The organism is Alcanivorax profundi (assembly GCF_003597125.1).
In the GTDB taxonomy this organism is placed as follows: Bacteria; Pseudomonadota; Gammaproteobacteria; order Pseudomonadales; family Alcanivoracaceae; genus Alcanivorax; species Alcanivorax profundi.
On the sequence record NZ_QYYA01000007.1, the window covers coordinates 1 to 16,902 of the forward strand.

The following is a 16,902-nucleotide window of genomic DNA, read 5'->3' on the forward strand; positions in this document are numbered from 1 at the left end:
TGGCCTTCCGAAGAAGGAGCACTTAATACATGCTCAGTTCGTCATCTGAATTAACAAAAACTTGTTGACTCGTTCAGAACTGATATCTCTTAAAGATCCAATCCCAAACAGGTCCCACACGTTTGCTTGCCTGATTGTTAAAGAGCTTGGAAGCTGTTTGCTTCCCGACTGCGTCGTTGGCGTGTTGCCGTGTCCGCCGTCGTTGTGGGGGCGCATTCTAGAGATTTCCGGAGAACCGTCAACACTTTTTTCACGACTTTTTTATCAAACGGTCACCTTTTAAGCATGGAGTGCAAAAAAGCGCCGAAAACCCCCTTTTTCGGCTATTTGTTGCTCAACCTGTGATCTTTCAGGCCGCGATAAATCAACAGCATCGCCAGAACAAGCGCAAAGATCAGGGTCTCCCCGTAGCCGGATTTCTGTACCCAGCTCTGGTGTACCACCCCCAAGATGACAGCCGGAAAGACCAAACGGTGCAATTTCGCCCACCGCGCGCCCATGCGACGACGGGCCTTGCGTGTACTGGTTGCCGCCAATGGCCACATTGCCAGCCAGCCAAGCAAACCAACAATGATATAGGGCCGCTTGCCAAGCTCCTCCCCAAGATAGTTTGGATCCCAGCCCAGCAACAAGGTTGCCCAGGCAAGAAAGTGCAGACTGACATAGCCAAATGCCCACACCCCAAAGGTGCGCCGCCAGACCACCAGACCCGGAACCCTCAGTAGCTGTGCCGCGGGCCGCATGGTCAGACAGGTCAGCAACAGCACCAGAGCCCACCAGCCCAGGCGCTCCACAAACACCTCAGCCGGGTCGGGCCCCAACTGTCCACTGGCCGCCTCCAATACCAGCCATGCCAGGGGCGCCGCCCCCAATGGCCATCCCAGCCAGGTCCAATAGCGGGTTTTCATCAATAATTCCGCTTCAGGTCCATGCCTTTGTAGAGCGAGGCGACCTGCTCATAGCCATTGAACATGCGGGTTGGCACCCAGTTCGGGTCGAAAAAGGAATTGGGCAAGCGGCGCTCACGGCTCTGCGACCAGCGAGGATGATCAACTTCCGGGTTAACGTTGGCATAAAAGCCATATTCCCCTGGCGCCAGCATGTTCCAGGTGGTGGCAGGTTCGCTCTCGGTCAGTTCGATTCTGACAATGGACTTGATGGACTTGAAACCGTATTTCCACGGCACGACCAACCGAAACGGCGCACCATTCTGATTGGGTAGCGTTCGCCCATAGAGGCCAACAGCCATCAATGTCAGGGGATGCATCGCCTCATCCAGCCTCAACCCTTCCCGGTAGGGCCAATCAATGCCGGTGAAGGGGGATTTCACTCCCGGCATCTGCTCCGGGTCTGCGAGGCTAGTGAAGGCCACATATTTCGCCTTACTGGTCGGCTGCACCTTTTTGAGTATGGCGGCCAGAGGCACCCCGATCCAGGGAATGACCATGGACCACGCTTCGACACAACGCAGCCGGTAGATGCGCTCTTCCAGTGTCAGCCCCTCAAGCAGGGTCTCCAGCGGATAGTCACCCGGCTTTTCAACCTCGCCGGCGACGGTGACGGTCCACGGGTCCGTCTGCAGCGTATGAGCATTATCCGCCGGGTCCGTCTTACCGGTGCCAAATTCATAGAAATTGTTATATCCGGTCACATCCTGATAGGGCGTTAGCGACTCATCCGCCCCGGACTTCACCTCCTTCGCCTTGGCCACTTGGTCTTTCAGCCAGCGAGGCCTGGAAGCGTCTTCACCCACGGAGTTAATCGCATGAGCCCAACCAGGCAAGACGCCGAACAAGCTTGCCAACCCACCAAGCATCATCAACTCGCGACGCTTGAGATACACTGATTCAGGCGTAATTTCGTGGCTTTTGGGCTCAGAAAGGTCTTTGTGGCGAATAATCATCACAGCTCCCGGTTAGCTGGCATGAGAACAGAGTAACCATAAAAAAGGGCGCCTTTGTGAAGACGCCCTTTTTTGATGTCACAGGATGACCATTGTTACACGCAGCATGCGCTGCCTTTCTATTAGTTGGTCAGCAACACATAATTGTTATACACGGGCCCCAGGTTCTTCACCTGAACCTGAAACTCACCGGTCCATCTGGGATTCCAGGCGCAGTACGGACGATCGTCCCGCATGGTATCGGAGCAAATCGCATTCCCGTTTTCGTCAAACACAAACAAATCAAGATCGGTATCACCATCCCCCCGGATCAGGATTTCAGCTTGACGCCCTCCGGTGAAGGTAATGTCGTAGACATCCGTAGTTCCGGCATAGACACGATCATGATGCCCAATGGCACCATAATGCGCCCCGCGGGAAACCACCGTATCACTAGCCATTGCGACAACGGAAAGAAGAAGCGGATTCTCGCCAGCGTACTGTTTGGCGAGTTCGGCCAGAGCGACCTGATCCGGTTTTTGCGAAGGTTTGTCACTCACCCCTTCCACCGTTTTGTCACGAGATTCACTGTCCACGGCAACGGACTGCTGCAGACGCAAAGCCGCAGCCAGTAGTAGCGCATCCTTCTTCTCTCGCCCTATCGCTTCCAGACTCGCCGAGAGACTGAGCGCATCCATGGCTGGACTGGATTCCACCTTGGTCTCCGTGTCCAGATTCTCACCGACTTTCTTGTCCGCAATCACTTGGCCCGGCGCCACCACAGCAGCCAACACCGACAGCGTAATCATCGTCTTTTTCATGACCTTCCCCTCTCACCTGAATCCGGCCAGACACCGGCATAATCCGCAACCAGGGCAGTCTGTTATCAGCCACCGCCCAACCGACTCGTTATATCCCAGCCGCCCCCGCAGCCGCATCCCCCATTTGAGGGATAAACACAGATCGGCTTTTATTCCACAGGAATTAGGCGTGTAAAAAGCGCACTTGCCAGCTCAGTGGAAGCGCGAATGGACCACAACTGCTGCACCCCCTCAAGCTCAAGCCCGTCACCATCACGGATCAAGGCCAGCGCCGCCAGTTCAGGTAACACGGACACCTCCCCCCCTTTTTTTTGCAGCGGATCCATCCAGTTCAGAGAGACAGGAAGACAGCGCTGCCCCGCACACACATGCACTAAGTAATTGCCCGCCGGCAACGCACGCATATCCACCACTGTCATACCAGCTTGCCCGGGTGTAAGGGGCAAATCTTGCCCGAAACCGTCCACCCGCACAGAGTCCACCTTCGCACCACGCTCATGAATCAGAATCATTTGATCACGGCGCTGCAGGCGATTGTCGAAGGGAGAGACGTAGTAAAGGGAGAGCGATTGAAACCCGCGCGATGCCATGGCAACTGTCAACGGCTCCTCACGCTCAGCATCCGTCGCCCCGAGAACCGAAAGGGCCCAGTCCAGCATGTTGCCCGCCACGGTGTCTCCTGACGCTTCGACAGGGAGACGATAAGGGCTGTTTGCCGGGCTGACCTCCACATCTTCCCCTGCATAGCGGATAGTGACTTTGCCACCAGGAGCAACAAGAACACGCTCCCCGGGTTGAATGACCGCGAACAAACTGGCTGGGCGCTCGTCATCACCCGCAATCGTGGCAAGATCGGGATTGTTCGCCGCCACAATCACCCCAACCGCCTGGCCTGCCGCTACCAGGGACGGCAAAACCATCACAACCGCCAGCATCAATGCCCTGAATTCCCTCACTTCAGCACCCCCTTTATGCCTTTTCGCCGTACCTTGTGATAGCTAAACGTCGCTTTTGCAAACACGCTCCTCATTTGCACGGCGAGAATTGGCAACGCGAAATCCAGCCATACACCCTGACTGAACGCCAGCAAACTGAAGGGCACAACCAACAGAGCGATAACGGCAGAACTGACAAGGGTGGCCGCAAACGGGGACATCACAACAAACAACCATGAAACCCCGAGTATTAATAACAGATCGACCAGCAGGATCAGCACAAACGGTGGGCGCTGCACCTGATCCAACCCCTGCAAAGCGGTAATGCTGTTTGCAAGAACCAGTGAGCCCGGCATTTGTCCGACTGGCGTCAGATGAATATCACCGGAATCGCGATGACTGGCGCCGATAATCACGATTGCACCGGTCAGCAGGCCTCCAGTCGAAAAACGCTTTGCGGCAAGCACATCGCGTGCAGACAGAATCGTCAGCGCTGGAACAGCCCTGCCTTGCCAGTCAACGGGGAAATAACCCGATTCAGGGTTTGGCGGCAGGGCAAATACAATGCGGTGCTGCAATTGCTCTCCCGCCAAATCAATCTGTTTGCCTGAACCGAGGACAATCCGCCCGGAGAAGTGCGGCATGGCAAGACAACCCTGCTGATCGGGCGCCAACAATGCCTCCAGCGACTTGTCTACGCCATCGCTCAGCATCACGGAAAGCAGCTGCACAGACGGCAGCAATACTAATCTATCGTTCTCGCATCCGCCGATGACCAACTGCCAATGGCGAATCACACCGTCAGGATCAGGGCGGTAAAGCGGCGCAGCCCAATGCAGATTGTCATTGGAAGCAACCAGCTCATCCAGCGCGGAATCACGAAAAGCCGGCAATCTGCTGTTGGCCGGCAGCAAGGAGGCCTGGGTTTTCATGAAAATCAATTGGGTCTTGGCCGCCTTACCCCCCTGATGGCGCGACAAGATGTCAGCCAAGGGAGCCAGATCCGTACGACGGCTGAGGTCGAAATCCACGAGGATTTGCGCGGGTTCGGCGTCAAGCAAAAGCGCAATAATACGGGCAATCCTGTCCGCAGGCGTTAACCAGGGCTCACCCCACTGGGCATAGGTTGCAGAATCGACATCAACCATTACGACAGGCTGATCGGGCTGAGGCGCATACGGCGTGTTGGTGACCATTCGTGACAGCCAATCCAGGCCCCGGTCCTGCTGCCGTTTCACCATGGAACTATCAGGATTGAGGTGAATCCACACCACAATCGCCATTCCCACCAACAAGTTGACAACGAAAGGCCGCCATCGGGCAGGCAGCAGCGTCCACTTTCCGTGAACCCAGTGGTACAGCGCGGCAACAGCAGAGGGCCCGCTTTTAGTCATGTTCCCTTCCTGCCATTGGCGAAATACTGGCTACCCCCTCAGTGCACTCCCAGGCCAGCCAGATATCAGTAAGCGCTAGGCGCCGACACCCTTGCGTAAGTGCCACAAGCTCATCATCAGGCCCACCACCACATAAATCACAGCAGCAGAAAGCAGCACCAGAGGAGGATCCAGAAACACAATGGCAAAAGCAATAATCACGCCCAACAATACCTTGAACGGCACCCGGCCAATGTGGAATTCCTTGAAGGAGTGATACTTCACCGAGGACACCATCAAAAGGCCCGCACCGGCGACCATGAAGGCTACCAGCCAGGATACGTCACTCCCCTCAATACCGCGACTCGCCCCCAACCACACCATGGTAGCCACCAAGCCGGCCCCGGTCGGACTGGGCAGCCCGATAAAAAAACGCTTGTCGGTCGATTCGGCCTGTACGTTGAAGCGCGCCAGACGCAGTGCAGCACATGCAACGTAGATGAAGGCGGCCATCCAGCCAAACTTGCCCAGCCCGGACAGCGCCCAGGAATAGGCCACCAGTCCCGGCGCCACACCGAAAGCCACACAGTCGGAAAGCGAGTCATACTCTGCCCCGAACTTGCTCTGGGTGTTGGTCAGGCGGGCAACACCGCCATCCATGCCATCGAGAATGCCGGCCACAATGATGCCCAGCGCTGCGTTCTCGAACAGCCCGTTCATGGCCGCCACGATGGCATAAAAGCCGGCGAACAGGGCCCCGGTAGTGAACAGGTTCGGCAACAGGTAAACCCCTTTGTGGCGGGCACCGGTACGCTGTTCGGCCTCCACCACTTCAAAGGTTTCCTGAGGTGGGGTAGTTGTCTTGTCGTTGTCCTGCATGGAAATCCGTCCCAAAGATGATGAGGCTAGTGTAACGCACCCCCCGAAAACAAAAAACGCGGCCGAAGCCGCGTTTTTGTGATCGTCACAAAAGCTTAGTTTTTGCTCTTGTCGACGATCTGGTTCGCCTTGATCCACGGCATCATGCCACGCAGCTTCTCACCCACTTGCTCGATGGGGTGAGCCGCGTTGTTGCGACGAGCTGCGGTCATGGACGGGTAGTTGTGAGCGCCTTCGGCGATGAACATCTTGGCGTACTCACCGCTCTGGATGCGCTTCAGGGCGTTGCGCATGGCAGCACGGGATTCGTCGTTGATCACTTCCGGGCCAGTCACGTACTCACCGTACTCCGCGTTGTTGGAGATGGAGTAGTTCATGTTGGCGATGCCACCTTCGTACATCAGGTCGACGATCAGCTTCAGCTCGTGCAGACACTCGAAGTAGGCCATTTCCGGCGCGTAGCCGGCTTCGGTCAGGGTTTCAAAACCGGCTTTCACCAGCTCTACCGCACCACCACACAGTACCGCCTGCTCACCGAACAGATCGGTTTCAGTCTCGTCCTTGAAGGTGGTTTCGATGATACCGGTACGGCCGCCGCCCACGCCGGAAGCGTAAGACAGGGCAACGTTCTTGGCGTTGCCAGAAGCGTCCTGGAAGATCGCGATCAGGTCAGGAATACCGCCACCCTTGGTGAACTCGGTACGCACGGTGTGACCCGGCGCTTTCGGGGCGATCATGATCACGTCCAGATCAGCGCGCGGCACGATCTGGTTATAGTGGATAGCAAAACCGTGGGCGAACGCCAGGGTCGCGCCTTCCTTCAGGTTCGGCTCGATTTCAGCCTTGTACAGCTGAGCCTGGAACTCATCGGGAGTCAGGATCATCACCACGTCAGCAGCAGCAACGGCAGAAGGTACGTCGCTCACTTTCAGGCCGTGGGCTTCAGCCTTGGCGATAGAAGAAGAGCCAGGACGCAGACCCACGGTCACGTCGACACCGGAATCGTTCAGGTTGCAGGCATGGGCGTGGCCCTGGGAACCGTAGCCGATGATGGCCACTTTCTTGCCCTGGATGATGGAAAGGTCACAATCCTTGTCGTAGTAAACTTGCATGCTCATAGTTCTGGCTCTTTCTGGGGGTGAAGAAAACGGTGGCGAGGCCGAGGGTACGGCCCCGAACAGGCCAGCCACTCTAGGCTATCTGTCGCATTGCGTAAAATGATATATTTGAAACATTGCATTGCGATTAAAGAAACACAGCCATGGATACCAAACCCCTTCGCCTGTTCCTGACCCTGGCAGACACCCTGCACTTCGGCCGGGCCAGCAGCATGTGCCACGTGAGCCCCTCCACGCTCAGCCGCACCATTCAACAATTGGAAGACGAGCTGGGAGCCGCGCTGTTCTACCGGGACAATCGCAGTGTCACACTGACCCGCGAAGGGCAGCGTTTTCAGGAATATGCCCGCGACACCCTCACCCGCTGGGACAACCTGCGCCACGCCTTGCAGGAAGACCGCCGCGTGTTACAGGGCGAGTTGAGCCTGTATTGTTCGGTGACCGCCAGCTACAGCTTCCTGTATGACCTGCTCAGCAGTTTCCGCCACCAGTACCCGCGCATTGAACTGAAACTGCACACCGGGGACCCGGCACAAGCCGTGCACCGGGTGCAGCAGGGCGAAGAGGATATCGCCATCGGCGCCAGGCCCGACCACCTGCCAACCGGGATTGCCTTTCGCCCCATCGCCCGCTCGCCCTTGCTGTTCATTGCCCAGGCCGGGCAGGCCCAACTGGCGGAACACCTCAGCGGCACCGCCAGCAAAAGCGCCTGGGAAGACACCCCCATGATCCTTTCTGAAGAAGGCCTGGCCAGGGAACGCGTGGATCGATGGTTTCGGCAACTGGGGGTCAAACCCCATATTTATGCTCAGGTCGGCGGCAACGAGGCCATCGTCAGCATGGTGAGTCTGGGGTTTGGGGTCGGGGTAGTGCCCAAGATTGTGCTCGACAACAGCCCACTGGCAGGACGCACCCGGACACTGGACGTCCAACCCGCTCTGGCGCCCTATGAAGTGGGCCTCTTTACACAGGAGCGCCGCAAGGAAGAACCGCTGATTAACGCCTTCTGGTCACAGGTGGCCGAATGACGCTTTCGCGCAACACACCGCCCACAAAAAAGCCGCTCTAACGTGAGCGGCTTTTTTGTGGGCGGTGTGAGTCTTTACAGGCTCAACACCTTCTCACCCCGGGAGATCCCGGACACACCGGAACGCACCACTTCCAGTACCTGGGTTTCCCCAATGGCACCGATAAAGGCATCCAGTTTGTCAGAGGCACCCGTTAGCTGGATGGTGTAGACGGTACTGGTCACATCCACGATCTGGCCACGGAAGATATCCACACTGCGCTTCACCTCGGCACGCTGAGCGCCGGTGGCCTTCACCTTGATGAGCATCAGTTCACGCTCGATGTGGGCCCCTTCGGTCAGGTCAACCAGCTTGACCACCTCGATCAGCTTGTTCAGGTGCTTGGTGATCTGCTCAATCTTCAGGTCATCACCGAAGGTGGTCAGGGTCAGGCGAGACAGGGTCTTGTCTTCCGTCGGGGCCACCGACAGGGTGTCGATGTTATAGCCACGCTGGGAGAACAGACCGATGACCCGGCTCAGGGCGCCAGGTTCGTTTTCCATGAGGATAGAAATAATTCGACGCATCAGGTCCGCTCCGTCTTGCTCAGCCACATGTCGCGCATGGAACCGTCAGCAATCTGCATCGGGTAAACGTGCTCGGTGGGGTCAACATAGATATCCATGAATACCAGACGATCCTTCAGGGCGAAGGCTTCGTTCATGGCCCCTTCCAGGTCCTCGAACTTGGTCACCTTCATACCCACATGGCCGTAGGCTTCTGCCAGGGCCACAAAGTCAGGCAAGGACTCCATGTAGGACTGGCTGTGGCGGCCACCGTACTGCATGTCCTGCCACTGACGCACCATGCCCAACGCCTGGTTGTTGATGTTGATGATCTTCACCGGCAGGCCGTACTGCAGGCAGGTGGAGAGCTCCTGGATGTTCATCTGGATAGAGCCTTCACCGGTAACACACGCCACCGTGGCCTCCGGGAACGCAAACTGCACACCCATGGCCGCTGGCAGACCGAAACCCATGGTGCCCAGACCACCGGAGTTGATCCAGCGACGAGGCTTGTCGTACTGGTAGTACTGGGCCGCGAACATCTGGTGCTGCCCCACATCGGAGGTCACGTAGGCATCACCCTGAGTGGCCTTATACAGCGCTTCCACCACCTGCTGAGGCTTCATGGGACCGTCTTCGTTGGTCTCATAGCGCATGCCATGAACCTTGCGCCAGCCGGCAATTTCTTCCCACCAGCGCTCCAGCGCCTTCTGGTCCGGCTCGCCACCGTGCTCATCCAGCGCGGCCAGCATTTCTTCCAGCACCTGATCTACCGGGCCAACGATGGGGATATGCGCCATCACGTTCTTGGAGATAGTAGCCGGGTCGATATCGATGTGGATGATCTTGGCACCCGGGCAGAACTTCTTCACATTGTTGGTCACCCGGTCGTCCAGGCGTGCACCCACGGCAAGAATCACGTCGGAATTGTGCATGGTCATGTTGGCTTCATAGGTGCCATGCATGCCCAGCATGCCCACGTTCTGCTTGTCCGTTCCGGGGAAACCACCAAGCCCCATCAGGGTATTGGTCACCGGGAAGTTAAGACGATGCGCCAGCCTGGTCAGCAGTTCGCTGCCCTCCCCCTGCACCACACCACCGCCGGCATAGATGACCGGGCGCTTGGCTTTCATCAGCTCTTCCACCGCCTTGCGGATCTGGCCGGAATGGCCACGGCTGACCGGTGCGTAGGAACGCATCTTCACTTTCTTTGGGTATTCGTAGGGGTTCTTCACGTTAGGCGCGGTCTGATCCTTGGGGATATCAACCAGAACCGGGCCGGGGCGGCCAGTGGTGGCAATATAGAACGCCTTTTTCATGATCTCCGGGATGTCTTTGGCATCACGGACCATAAAGCTGTGCTTCACCACCGGACGGGATACGCCGATCATGTCGGTTTCCTGGAAGGCGTCATCGCCGATCCAGTCGGAACGGACCTGCCCGGACAACACCACCATGGGAATGGAATCCATGAACGCAGTGGCCAGACCGGTGATGGCATTGGTGGCGCCCGGGCCAGAGGTCACCATGACCACACCCGGTTTGCCGGTGGCACGGGCGTAACCATCCGCCGCATGAGTCGCAGCCTGCTCGTGACGCACCAGAATATGGTTTACCTTTTCCTGCTGGAACAGGGCATCGTAAATGTGCAGTACGGACCCTCCGGGATACCCGAAGATGTACTCCACCCCCTCGTCTTGCAACGCACGGACCACCATTTCCGCGCCGGATAACATTTCCACGGTTGCTACCTCTAAATCAGAATGCATAACCCCTGCTTCCCGACACCGGGGGCAGGACGACGTGCTGGAGACCTGCAGAGAGAACGCCATAGTTGGGCATTCTGAAGTCCCGTCGGAGGTGGCCGACGCAGACGCAGGCAGAGAGGCAAACTGGAGGCGCTGGATTCAGAGGAGAAGACGGAGCAACCCCGCAAGAAAACAGAATCCTCCGGAGGCTCCCACAGCGGGACGAGAGTGCAGTGATACTGCTGACCGGACATCGCGGTAACGATGCCCCGGGTCCCGGCCACACATTTACCGGTAAGCAAATGCGGGTCCCGATCTCCGGAAAGACTCAATTTTGTCAGAAATGTGCGACGATTCAAAGCCCTTGGTCGGGCCGGACTTGCAGAAATGCCCTTTCCCGGTTCATGCTAAAGTCTTACGGACCCTGCAAAACCATAAGAAGACCGACACTATGACCAGATTCTGCCTGTTCTTAGGGGGCGCCTTGCTCACCCTTGCCAGCCTAAGCTCCGCCGCCAAATTCTATAAGTGGGTAGATGACAACGGAGTCACTCACTACGGCGCATCCCCTCCGCTGGGTGTACAAGCCATTGAGGTCAACACGCGTACCAGCGCAAGTTCAGACCAGGAACGCGCCATTGATAGCCTGAACGCCAAACGCGAAGCCTCCGCCCGGGCCAAAGCCGCGGATGAGCAGCGCGCCGAAGAGAAAAAGCGCATGGAAACGGAACCCGATGCGGTGGCCCGAGAGCGTTGCGAACAGCACCAGAAAAATCTGGATACCCTCAAGAACAAACCCATTGTTCGCCAGGAAAACCCGGAAACCGGAGAAATGGAAGTCCTCGATCAGGAAGCGCGCAATAAAATGATCGTGGAAACCCAGGAAGCGCTGAATCAGTGCCAGGGGAAGTGACACCTATTCCGCAAGGAAAACACACAGAAAAGGCCGCATGATTGCGGCCTTTTCTGATTTAGGGGCTTAACAGGGACTCAATGGCTAAACAGAAACTGTTCGTCCTCTACCTCGACCCGAACCACATCGCCTGCCGCGTATTCGCCCCGCAATAACGCCTGGGCCAGGGGGTTTTCCAGCTGCTGCTGAATGGCCCGCTTGAGTGGTCGGGCGCCGTAGACCGGGTCGAACCCTGCATCCACCAACTTGCCCAAGGCGGCATCGCTGAGCTCCAGACGAATCTCTCTCTCCGCCAAACGCTTGCGCAGGTACTCCAGCTGGATGGAGGCGATTCCCTTGAGCTGGTCTTTCTCCAGGGGGTGGAACACCACCGTTTCGTCCACCCGATTGATGAATTCAGGGCGGAAATGATTGCCCACTACCTCCATCACCGCGGACTTCATGGCCTCGTAATCTCCGCCACTGGCCAGGGTCTGAATCAGATCCGACCCCAGGTTGGAGGTCATCACCACCACCGTATTGCGGAAATCCACCGTACGGCCCTGACCATCGGTCAGGCGACCATCATCCAGCACCTGCAACAGAATGTTGAAGACATCCGGGTGAGCCTTCTCCACCTCGTCCAGCAACACCACCGAGTAAGGCTTGCGACGCACCGCTTCGGTCAGGTAACCGCCTTCTTCATAGCCGACATAGCCTGGGGGAGCCCCCACCAGCCGGGCCACGGAATGCTTCTCCATGAACTCGGACATGTCGATACGCACCATGGCTTCTTCGGTATCGAACAGGAAGTTGGCCAGCGCCTTGCACAGCTCGGTCTTGCCAACCCCAGTGGGGCCCAGGAACAGGAAACTGCCGTTGGGACGATCGGGGTCAGACAGCCCGGCACGGGAACGACGCACCGCATTGGAAACGGCTTCCACAGCTTCGTTCTGCCCCACCACCCGGCCATGCAAGGCCTCTTCCATGCGTAGCAGCTTGTCGCGCTCGCCCTCCAGCATCTTGGACACCGGAATCCCGGTCCACTTGGAAACGACCTCGGCAATTTCCTCGTCGGTAACCTTGTTACGCAGCAACTGGTTCTCGGTCTGGGCCTGCTGCTCTTCCTGGTCCTGAGCCGCCTGCACCTTCTTCTCCAGATCCGGGATCACGCCGTACTGCAGCTCGGACATACGATTCAAGTCACCCGCCCGGCGCGCCTGCTCCAGCTCCACACGGGCCTGCTCCAGCTCCGCCTTGTACTCCTGGGCACCCTGCAAGGCCGCTTTTTCCGCCTGCCAGATTTCTTCCAGGTCGGCATACTGTTTTTCCAGTTCGTCGATGTCGCCTTCGAGCTTTTCAAGACGCTTCTTGCTGGCCTCGTCTTCCTCTTTGCGCAGGGCTTCACGTTCCATCTTGAGCTGAATCAGACGACGATCAAGACGGTCCATTTCTTCCGGCATGGAATCAATTTCCATGCGGATACGACTGCCCGCCTCGTCAATCAGATCGATGGCCTTGTCCGGCAGCTGACGGTCGGTGATATAGCGGTGACTCAGACGCGCCGCGGCAATGATGGCGCTGTCGGTAATGTCCACACCATGGTGCACTTCGTAGCGCTCTTTCAGGCCACGCAGAATGGCAATGGTGTCTTCCACGGTGGGCTCATCCACCTGCACCTTCTGGAAGCGACGCTCCAGGGCGGCATCTTTTTCAATGTACTGGCGATACTCATCCAGCGTGGTCGCCCCGACACAATGCAGCTCGCCGCGGGCCAACGCGGGCTTGAGCATGTTGCCGGCATCCATGGAACCTTCGCCCTTGCCAGCGCCGACCATGGTATGCAGCTCATCAATGAACAGGATGATGCGCCCCTCCTGCTTCGCCAACTCGTTGAGCACCGCCTTGAGGCGCTCTTCGAATTCACCCCGGTATTTGGCACCGGCGATCAGCGCCGCCATATCCAGCGACAACACCTGCTTGTCCTTGAGCCCCTCCGGCACCTCGCCATTGATGATGCGCTGGGCCAAGCCCTCGACGATCGCGGTCTTGCCCACACCGGGCTCACCGATCAGCACCGGGTTATTCTTGGTACGACGCTGCAACACCTGGATCGTGCGGCGAATCTCATCGTCGCGGCCAATCACCGGATCGAGCTTGCCGGACTCGGCGCGCTCGGTGAGATTCACGGTGTATTTATCCAGTGCTTCGCGCTTGTCTTCTGCGTTGGGATCATTGACCGTTTCCCCGCCACGCACTTCCGCGATCTTGGCCGCCAGCACCTTCTTGGTCACACCGGCGTGCTTGAGCAGCTTGCCCAGCTCACCGTTGTCATCACAGGCCGCCAGCAGCACCACCTCGGAAGAGAGATACTGGTCACCATTTTGTTGGGCTTCACGGTCGGCCAGGTTCAACAGCCGGCCGGTGCCTTGCCCCATCTGCACATCACCATTGAAATTGCTCACCGTGGGCAGTTTGTCCACGGCCATGTTGAGCGCGGTCACCACATCCGCCGTATTGGCTCCGGCTTTTTCCAGCAGGGGTTTTGCCACGCCCCCCTGCTGCTGCATCAGTGCCAGCATCAGGTGAACCGGTTCAATAGTGCTATTGCCCTGCCCCACGGCCAGAGATTGCGCATCCGACAGGGCTTCCTGCAGCCGCGCAGTGAGTTTGTCCATTCGCATTCGTAAACGCTCCTATCCGGTCGTGACCCGCAAAAGGACTCCCTGACGGCAAGCCCAGCGCGATCACCGGTTATCAATCAACTGATAGAGATATGGGTCCGATTGGGCCAAACACAAGGGCAGTTAACAGTGAATAGTGAACAGTTAACAGCGGCACGAGGAAACATATCAGGCTTTAAAACGTCAGAGGCCGCGCCCAACCCATGGACGCGGCCCCTGCGCTCTCAAAACAGAACACCCCATGCCGCGAGCTGTTCACTGTTAACTGCCTTCATCCAGCCAGATCAACGACGCAAACCGCCCCGTCTCACCTTCCTTGCGGTAGGAATAGAAACGGTTCAGGTCGCAGGCGGTGCAGAGGTCTCCGCCCTGGACATCGGTGACGCCGAGGGCGGCCAGTTCGATCATGGCGGCATGGGCCACGGAGAACCGCCAGTGGTGAGGCGTCGCGTCTTTCTGGAAGGCGGGTTTGAAGGCGGCGTTGCTATCGACGAACGCGCGGTAGACCTCGTCCCCCACCTGATAGCATTTGCCGCAAATAGCAGGGCCCAGCCAGGCACTGACCGGCTCGCCATTAGGCGCGATGCTGGCCAGACCTTCGCCAACAATGCCTGCCTGTAGCCCCCGCCAGCCGGCGTGCACTGCGGCCACTGCAGTGCCATCCGTACGCGCCAACAGCACCGGCAGGCAGTCAGCGGTAAGCACTACACAAGGCCACCGTTGCTGGTCGGTCCAGACACCGTCGGCCTCGCTATCCTGCTCGCCTGCGCGGATGACCCGCTTGCCATGCACTTGCCAGAGCCACGCCACCGGGTGGTCAGCATCCAGGTGCTTTTCCACACAGTGACGGGCCTGTTCCACGCGTGCGGGTTGGTCACCGCAGTTCAGGCCCAGATTAAAACCATTCCAGGGTTTGGGGGAGATGTTGCCGGCACGGGTCGTCACCGCCGCACGAACCGCAGGGTGAGGGTGCCAGTCAGGCCATAACCATTGATCGCGTTCGGGAGAGTCCATCGGGAAGCCTCGGGCAGACAGTGAAAACCCCGTACCGGGATGGAAGATGGGGAGCGCCTGCGGCGATGGCCACTCTATGGCTCGTCTTTGGCGTCGCGCTCCAGAACCGAAATCAGGGCCTGCATATCATCCGGCAGCGGTGATTCGAACTCACAATATTCGCCACTGGCAGGATGAATCAAGCCAAGTTTGCGGGCATGCAGCGCCTGACGCGGAAAACGCCGCAGCGCCTGGCGCAATTCCTCGCTCGCCCCCGCCGGGAACTTGAGTCGGCCGCCGTAGAGCGGATCGCCCACCAACGGATAGTTGCGGAAGGCCATATGAACGCGGATCTGATGGGTCCGGCCGGTCTCCAGCTGCACCTGGATTCGGGTGTGGGCACGGTAGCGGTCCATTACCCGGTAATGGGTGACCGCATTCTTGCCGCCTTCCTTTAATACTGCCTGCTTCTTGCGATCCACCGGATGGCGCCCCATGGGGGCATCTACCTTGCCACCACCGGTCATCACTCCGACGGCAATGGCTTCGTACTGGCGGAACAGGCTCTTGTCCTGCAGCTGGGAGACCAGACTGGTATGGGCCTCCAACGAGCGCGCCACCACCATCAGCCCGGTGGTGTCCCGGTCCAACCGGTGAACAATACCCGCTCTGGGCAGACTGTTAAGCCGCTCATCATGGTGCAGCAAGCCGTTAAGCAGGGTGCCATCAGCGTGGCCCGCTGCCGGGTGCACCACAAGGCCTGTGGGCTTGTTGATGACCAACAGGTCCTCGTCCTCGTAGACGATATCCAGCTCGATGGACTGAGGCTGGTCCTCCAGCTCCGGCTCGATTACCACCTCCAGGCTGAGGGATTCATTGCCGGTGAGCTTGTCCTTGGGCTTGGCCTTGTTGCCGTTGACGGTGAGTACGCCGTCCTTGATCCATGCCTGCAGGCGCGAGCGGGAGAAGCCATCAAACAGTTCGGCAGCGGCCTGATCCACCCGCTGACCCGCCTGTTCTGCCCGCACCTGCTCGGTACGTTGAATTTTCTCGCCGCCAAGATGTCCCATGATCCAACCTGTGTTTAAATGTGACCCGCTATTGTAACCCGTTCAACGAGGAAAGAATGCCACGCATTTTCTGGCCCCTGCTGTGTTTGCTGTTGCTCGCTGGCTGCGCCACCAAGGAACGCCCTGAGCTCACCGAAGCCGACCAGTACCGTGAAGCCCACGAATCGATCGAGTCAAAGAACTACCTGACTGCCATCGATGAACTGAAAGAGCTTGAGGCACGTTTCCCCTATGGCGACTATGCCGAGCAGGCGGGTCTGGACCTGATCTACGCCAGTTACATGGCCGTAGACTACCCGGCCACGGTGGTCGCCGCCCAACGTTTCATGCGCAATTACCCCGCCCATGCCCGGGTGGACTATGCGTTGTACATGCGCGGCCTTGCCAATTTCAACATGGAAAAAGGCCTGTTCGACAACCTCGTCACCTCTGATAAGTCCGCACGGGACATGGATGCCGCCAAGGATGCCTTCCGGGATTTTGAGCGGCTGGTGGCCCGCTTCCCGGACAGCGAATATGCACCGGATGCGCGCTCGCGGATGGTCCACATTCGCAACCAGCTGGCTCGCCAGGAATTGCATGTGGCCCGCTACTACGCCCGCCGCGGCGCCATTGTCGCCTCTATTAACCGGGCCCAGTATGTCGTGAAGCACTACCAGCAGACCCCTGCGGTAGAGGAAGCGCTGGCGATCATGGTGAAAGGTTATGAGCGCCTGGATTATCCCAAGCTGGCGGAGAAAAGCCGCAATGTGCTCGCCCTGAACTTCCCGGATAGCGATTATCTGGATAAAGACCGGCAGGTGGATCTGGCCTGGTGGCCGGATGAAGACAACGGTCTGCTGAGCCTGCTGACCTTCGACTTGCTTTAAAGCTACAAGCTACAAGCTACAAGCTACAAGCTACAAGCTACAAGCTACAAAAAAGGGTGGCCCCG

At 58.2% G+C, this 16,902-nt stretch carries 15 protein-coding genes; 3 read left to right on the forward strand and 12 right to left on the reverse strand.

Going from position 1 to position 16,902, the window contains the following annotated elements:
- Positions 1 to 323 precede the first annotated feature (323 nt).
- From msrQ to ilvC, 7 genes are all read right to left on the reverse strand, one after another.
- Complete coding sequence (gene msrQ, locus D4A39_RS15845) at positions 324 to 908, reverse strand: protein-methionine-sulfoxide reductase heme-binding subunit MsrQ (protein WP_119918536.1); 585 nt, start codon at positions 906 to 908, stop codon at positions 324 to 326.
- Positions 908 to 1,903, reverse strand: coding sequence for a protein-methionine-sulfoxide reductase catalytic subunit MsrP (msrP, locus tag D4A39_RS15850; protein ID WP_022986781.1), 996 nt, complete (start codon positions 1,901 to 1,903; stop codon positions 908 to 910). The genes msrQ and msrP overlap by 1 nt, the downstream gene beginning before the upstream one ends.
- A 122-nt stretch (positions 1,904 to 2,025) precedes the next feature.
- Positions 2,026 to 2,703 (reverse strand): hypothetical protein, encoded by a 678-nt coding sequence (locus tag D4A39_RS15855; protein WP_147393930.1) that lies wholly within the window; start codon positions 2,701 to 2,703, stop codon positions 2,026 to 2,028.
- Between the two features lie 149 nt (positions 2,704 to 2,852).
- A complete protein-coding gene (locus D4A39_RS15860) occupies positions 2,853 to 3,623 on the reverse strand; it encodes a hypothetical protein (protein WP_147393931.1) in 771 nt (256 codons plus the stop codon).
- A gap of 32 nt (positions 3,624 to 3,655) precedes the next feature.
- Positions 3,656 to 5,032 carry a CHASE2 domain-containing protein gene (locus D4A39_RS15865; protein ID WP_022986778.1) on the reverse strand — a complete coding sequence of 459 codons (1,377 nt, stop codon included), beginning with the start codon at positions 5,030 to 5,032 and terminating at the stop codon, positions 3,656 to 3,658.
- 75 nt (positions 5,033 to 5,107) lie between these two features.
- Complete coding sequence (gene pssA / locus D4A39_RS15870; RefSeq protein ID WP_022986777.1) at positions 5,108 to 5,890, reverse strand: CDP-diacylglycerol--serine O-phosphatidyltransferase; 783 nt, start codon at positions 5,888 to 5,890, stop codon at positions 5,108 to 5,110.
- A 95-nt stretch (positions 5,891 to 5,985) separates the two neighbouring features.
- Positions 5,986 to 7,002, reverse strand: coding sequence for a ketol-acid reductoisomerase (gene ilvC, locus D4A39_RS15875; protein ID WP_031227132.1), 1,017 nt, complete (start codon positions 7,000 to 7,002; stop codon positions 5,986 to 5,988).
- A gap of 149 nt (positions 7,003 to 7,151) precedes the next feature.
- On the opposite strand from ilvC, the gene ilvY reads away from it, so the two are divergent.
- Complete coding sequence (gene ilvY, locus D4A39_RS15880) at positions 7,152 to 8,036, forward strand: HTH-type transcriptional activator IlvY (RefSeq protein ID WP_022986775.1); 885 nt, start codon at positions 7,152 to 7,154, stop codon at positions 8,034 to 8,036.
- Positions 8,037 to 8,110: 74 nt separating this feature from the next.
- Here the strand turns inward: ilvY and ilvN are convergent, their stop codons facing one another.
- Both ilvN and D4A39_RS15890 read right to left on the reverse strand, forming a co-directional pair.
- Positions 8,111 to 8,602 carry an acetolactate synthase small subunit gene (ilvN, locus tag D4A39_RS15885; RefSeq protein ID WP_022986407.1) on the reverse strand — a complete coding sequence of 164 codons (492 nt, stop codon included), beginning with the start codon at positions 8,600 to 8,602 and terminating at the stop codon, positions 8,111 to 8,113.
- On the reverse strand, positions 8,602 to 10,323 hold the full coding sequence (locus D4A39_RS15890) for an acetolactate synthase 3 large subunit (protein ID WP_035482587.1): 1,722 nt from the start codon (positions 10,321 to 10,323) through the stop codon (positions 8,602 to 8,604). The genes ilvN and D4A39_RS15890 overlap by 1 nt, the downstream gene beginning before the upstream one ends.
- Before the next feature lie 457 nt (positions 10,324 to 10,780).
- Between D4A39_RS15890 and D4A39_RS15895 the strand changes: the two genes are divergently transcribed.
- Positions 10,781 to 11,242: a DUF4124 domain-containing protein gene (locus D4A39_RS15895; protein WP_022986409.1), complete on the forward strand. Its 462-nt coding sequence runs from the start codon at positions 10,781 to 10,783 to the stop codon at positions 11,240 to 11,242.
- Between the two features lie 77 nt (positions 11,243 to 11,319).
- On the opposite strand, the gene clpB is transcribed toward D4A39_RS15895, so the two are convergent.
- The 3 genes from clpB to rluD all read right to left on the reverse strand — a co-directional run bounded on the left by clpB (position 11,320) and on the right by rluD (position 15,968).
- Complete coding sequence (gene clpB / locus D4A39_RS15900; protein WP_119918537.1) at positions 11,320 to 13,905, reverse strand: ATP-dependent chaperone ClpB; 2,586 nt, start codon at positions 13,903 to 13,905, stop codon at positions 11,320 to 11,322.
- A 261-nt stretch (positions 13,906 to 14,166) separates the two neighbouring features.
- Positions 14,167 to 14,919 carry a peptidoglycan editing factor PgeF gene (gene pgeF / locus D4A39_RS15905; protein WP_022986411.1) on the reverse strand — a complete coding sequence of 251 codons (753 nt, stop codon included), beginning with the start codon at positions 14,917 to 14,919 and terminating at the stop codon, positions 14,167 to 14,169.
- Between the two features lie 74 nt (positions 14,920 to 14,993).
- Entirely contained in the window at positions 14,994 to 15,968 is a 975-nt protein-coding gene (rluD, locus tag D4A39_RS15910; protein ID WP_022986412.1) for a 23S rRNA pseudouridine(1911/1915/1917) synthase RluD, read from the reverse strand.
- Between the two features lie 56 nt (positions 15,969 to 16,024).
- Here rluD and D4A39_RS15915 point away from each other — a divergent pair, with 56 nt between their 5' ends.
- On the forward strand, positions 16,025 to 16,837 hold the full coding sequence (locus D4A39_RS15915; protein WP_022986413.1) for an outer membrane protein assembly factor BamD: 813 nt from the start codon (positions 16,025 to 16,027) through the stop codon (positions 16,835 to 16,837).
- The last annotated feature ends 65 nt before the right edge of the window (positions 16,838 to 16,902 follow it).

Excerpts from the sequence above, each read along its gene's own strand:
- pssA (WP_022986777.1), bottom strand. The coding sequence starts at position 5,890 with ATGCAGGACAACGACAAGACAACTACCCCACCTCAGGAAACCTTTGAA.
- D4A39_RS15895 (WP_022986409.1), top strand. The coding sequence starts at position 10,781 with ATGACCAGATTCTGCCTGTTCTTAGGGGGCGCCTTGCTCACCCTTGCC.
- pgeF (WP_022986411.1), bottom strand. The coding sequence starts at position 14,919 with ATGGACTCTCCCGAACGCGATCAATGGTTATGGCCTGACTGGCACCCT.
- ilvY (WP_022986775.1), top strand. The coding sequence starts at position 7,152 with ATGGATACCAAACCCCTTCGCCTGTTCCTGACCCTGGCAGACACCCTG.
- clpB (WP_119918537.1), bottom strand. The coding sequence starts at position 13,905 with ATGCGAATGGACAAACTCACTGCGCGGCTGCAGGAAGCCCTGTCGGAT.
- D4A39_RS15865 (WP_022986778.1), bottom strand. The coding sequence starts at position 5,032 with ATGACTAAAAGCGGGCCCTCTGCTGTTGCCGCGCTGTACCACTGGGTT.
- D4A39_RS15855 (WP_147393930.1), bottom strand. The coding sequence starts at position 2,703 with ATGAAAAAGACGATGATTACGCTGTCGGTGTTGGCTGCTGTGGTGGCG.
- ilvC (WP_031227132.1), bottom strand. The coding sequence starts at position 7,002 with ATGCAAGTTTACTACGACAAGGATTGTGACCTTTCCATCATCCAGGGC.
- msrP (WP_022986781.1), bottom strand. The coding sequence starts at position 1,903 with ATGATTATTCGCCACAAAGACCTTTCTGAGCCCAAAAGCCACGAAATT.
- msrQ (WP_119918536.1), bottom strand. The coding sequence starts at position 908 with ATGAAAACCCGCTATTGGACCTGGCTGGGATGGCCATTGGGGGCGGCG.
- rluD (WP_022986412.1), bottom strand. The coding sequence starts at position 15,968 with ATGGGACATCTTGGCGGCGAGAAAATTCAACGTACCGAGCAGGTGCGG.
- D4A39_RS15860 (WP_147393931.1), bottom strand. The coding sequence starts at position 3,623 with ATGGTTTTGCCGTCCCTGGTAGCGGCAGGCCAGGCGGTTGGGGTGATT.
- ilvN (WP_022986407.1), bottom strand. The coding sequence starts at position 8,602 with ATGCGTCGAATTATTTCTATCCTCATGGAAAACGAACCTGGCGCCCTG.
- D4A39_RS15915 (WP_022986413.1), top strand. The coding sequence starts at position 16,025 with ATGCCACGCATTTTCTGGCCCCTGCTGTGTTTGCTGTTGCTCGCTGGC.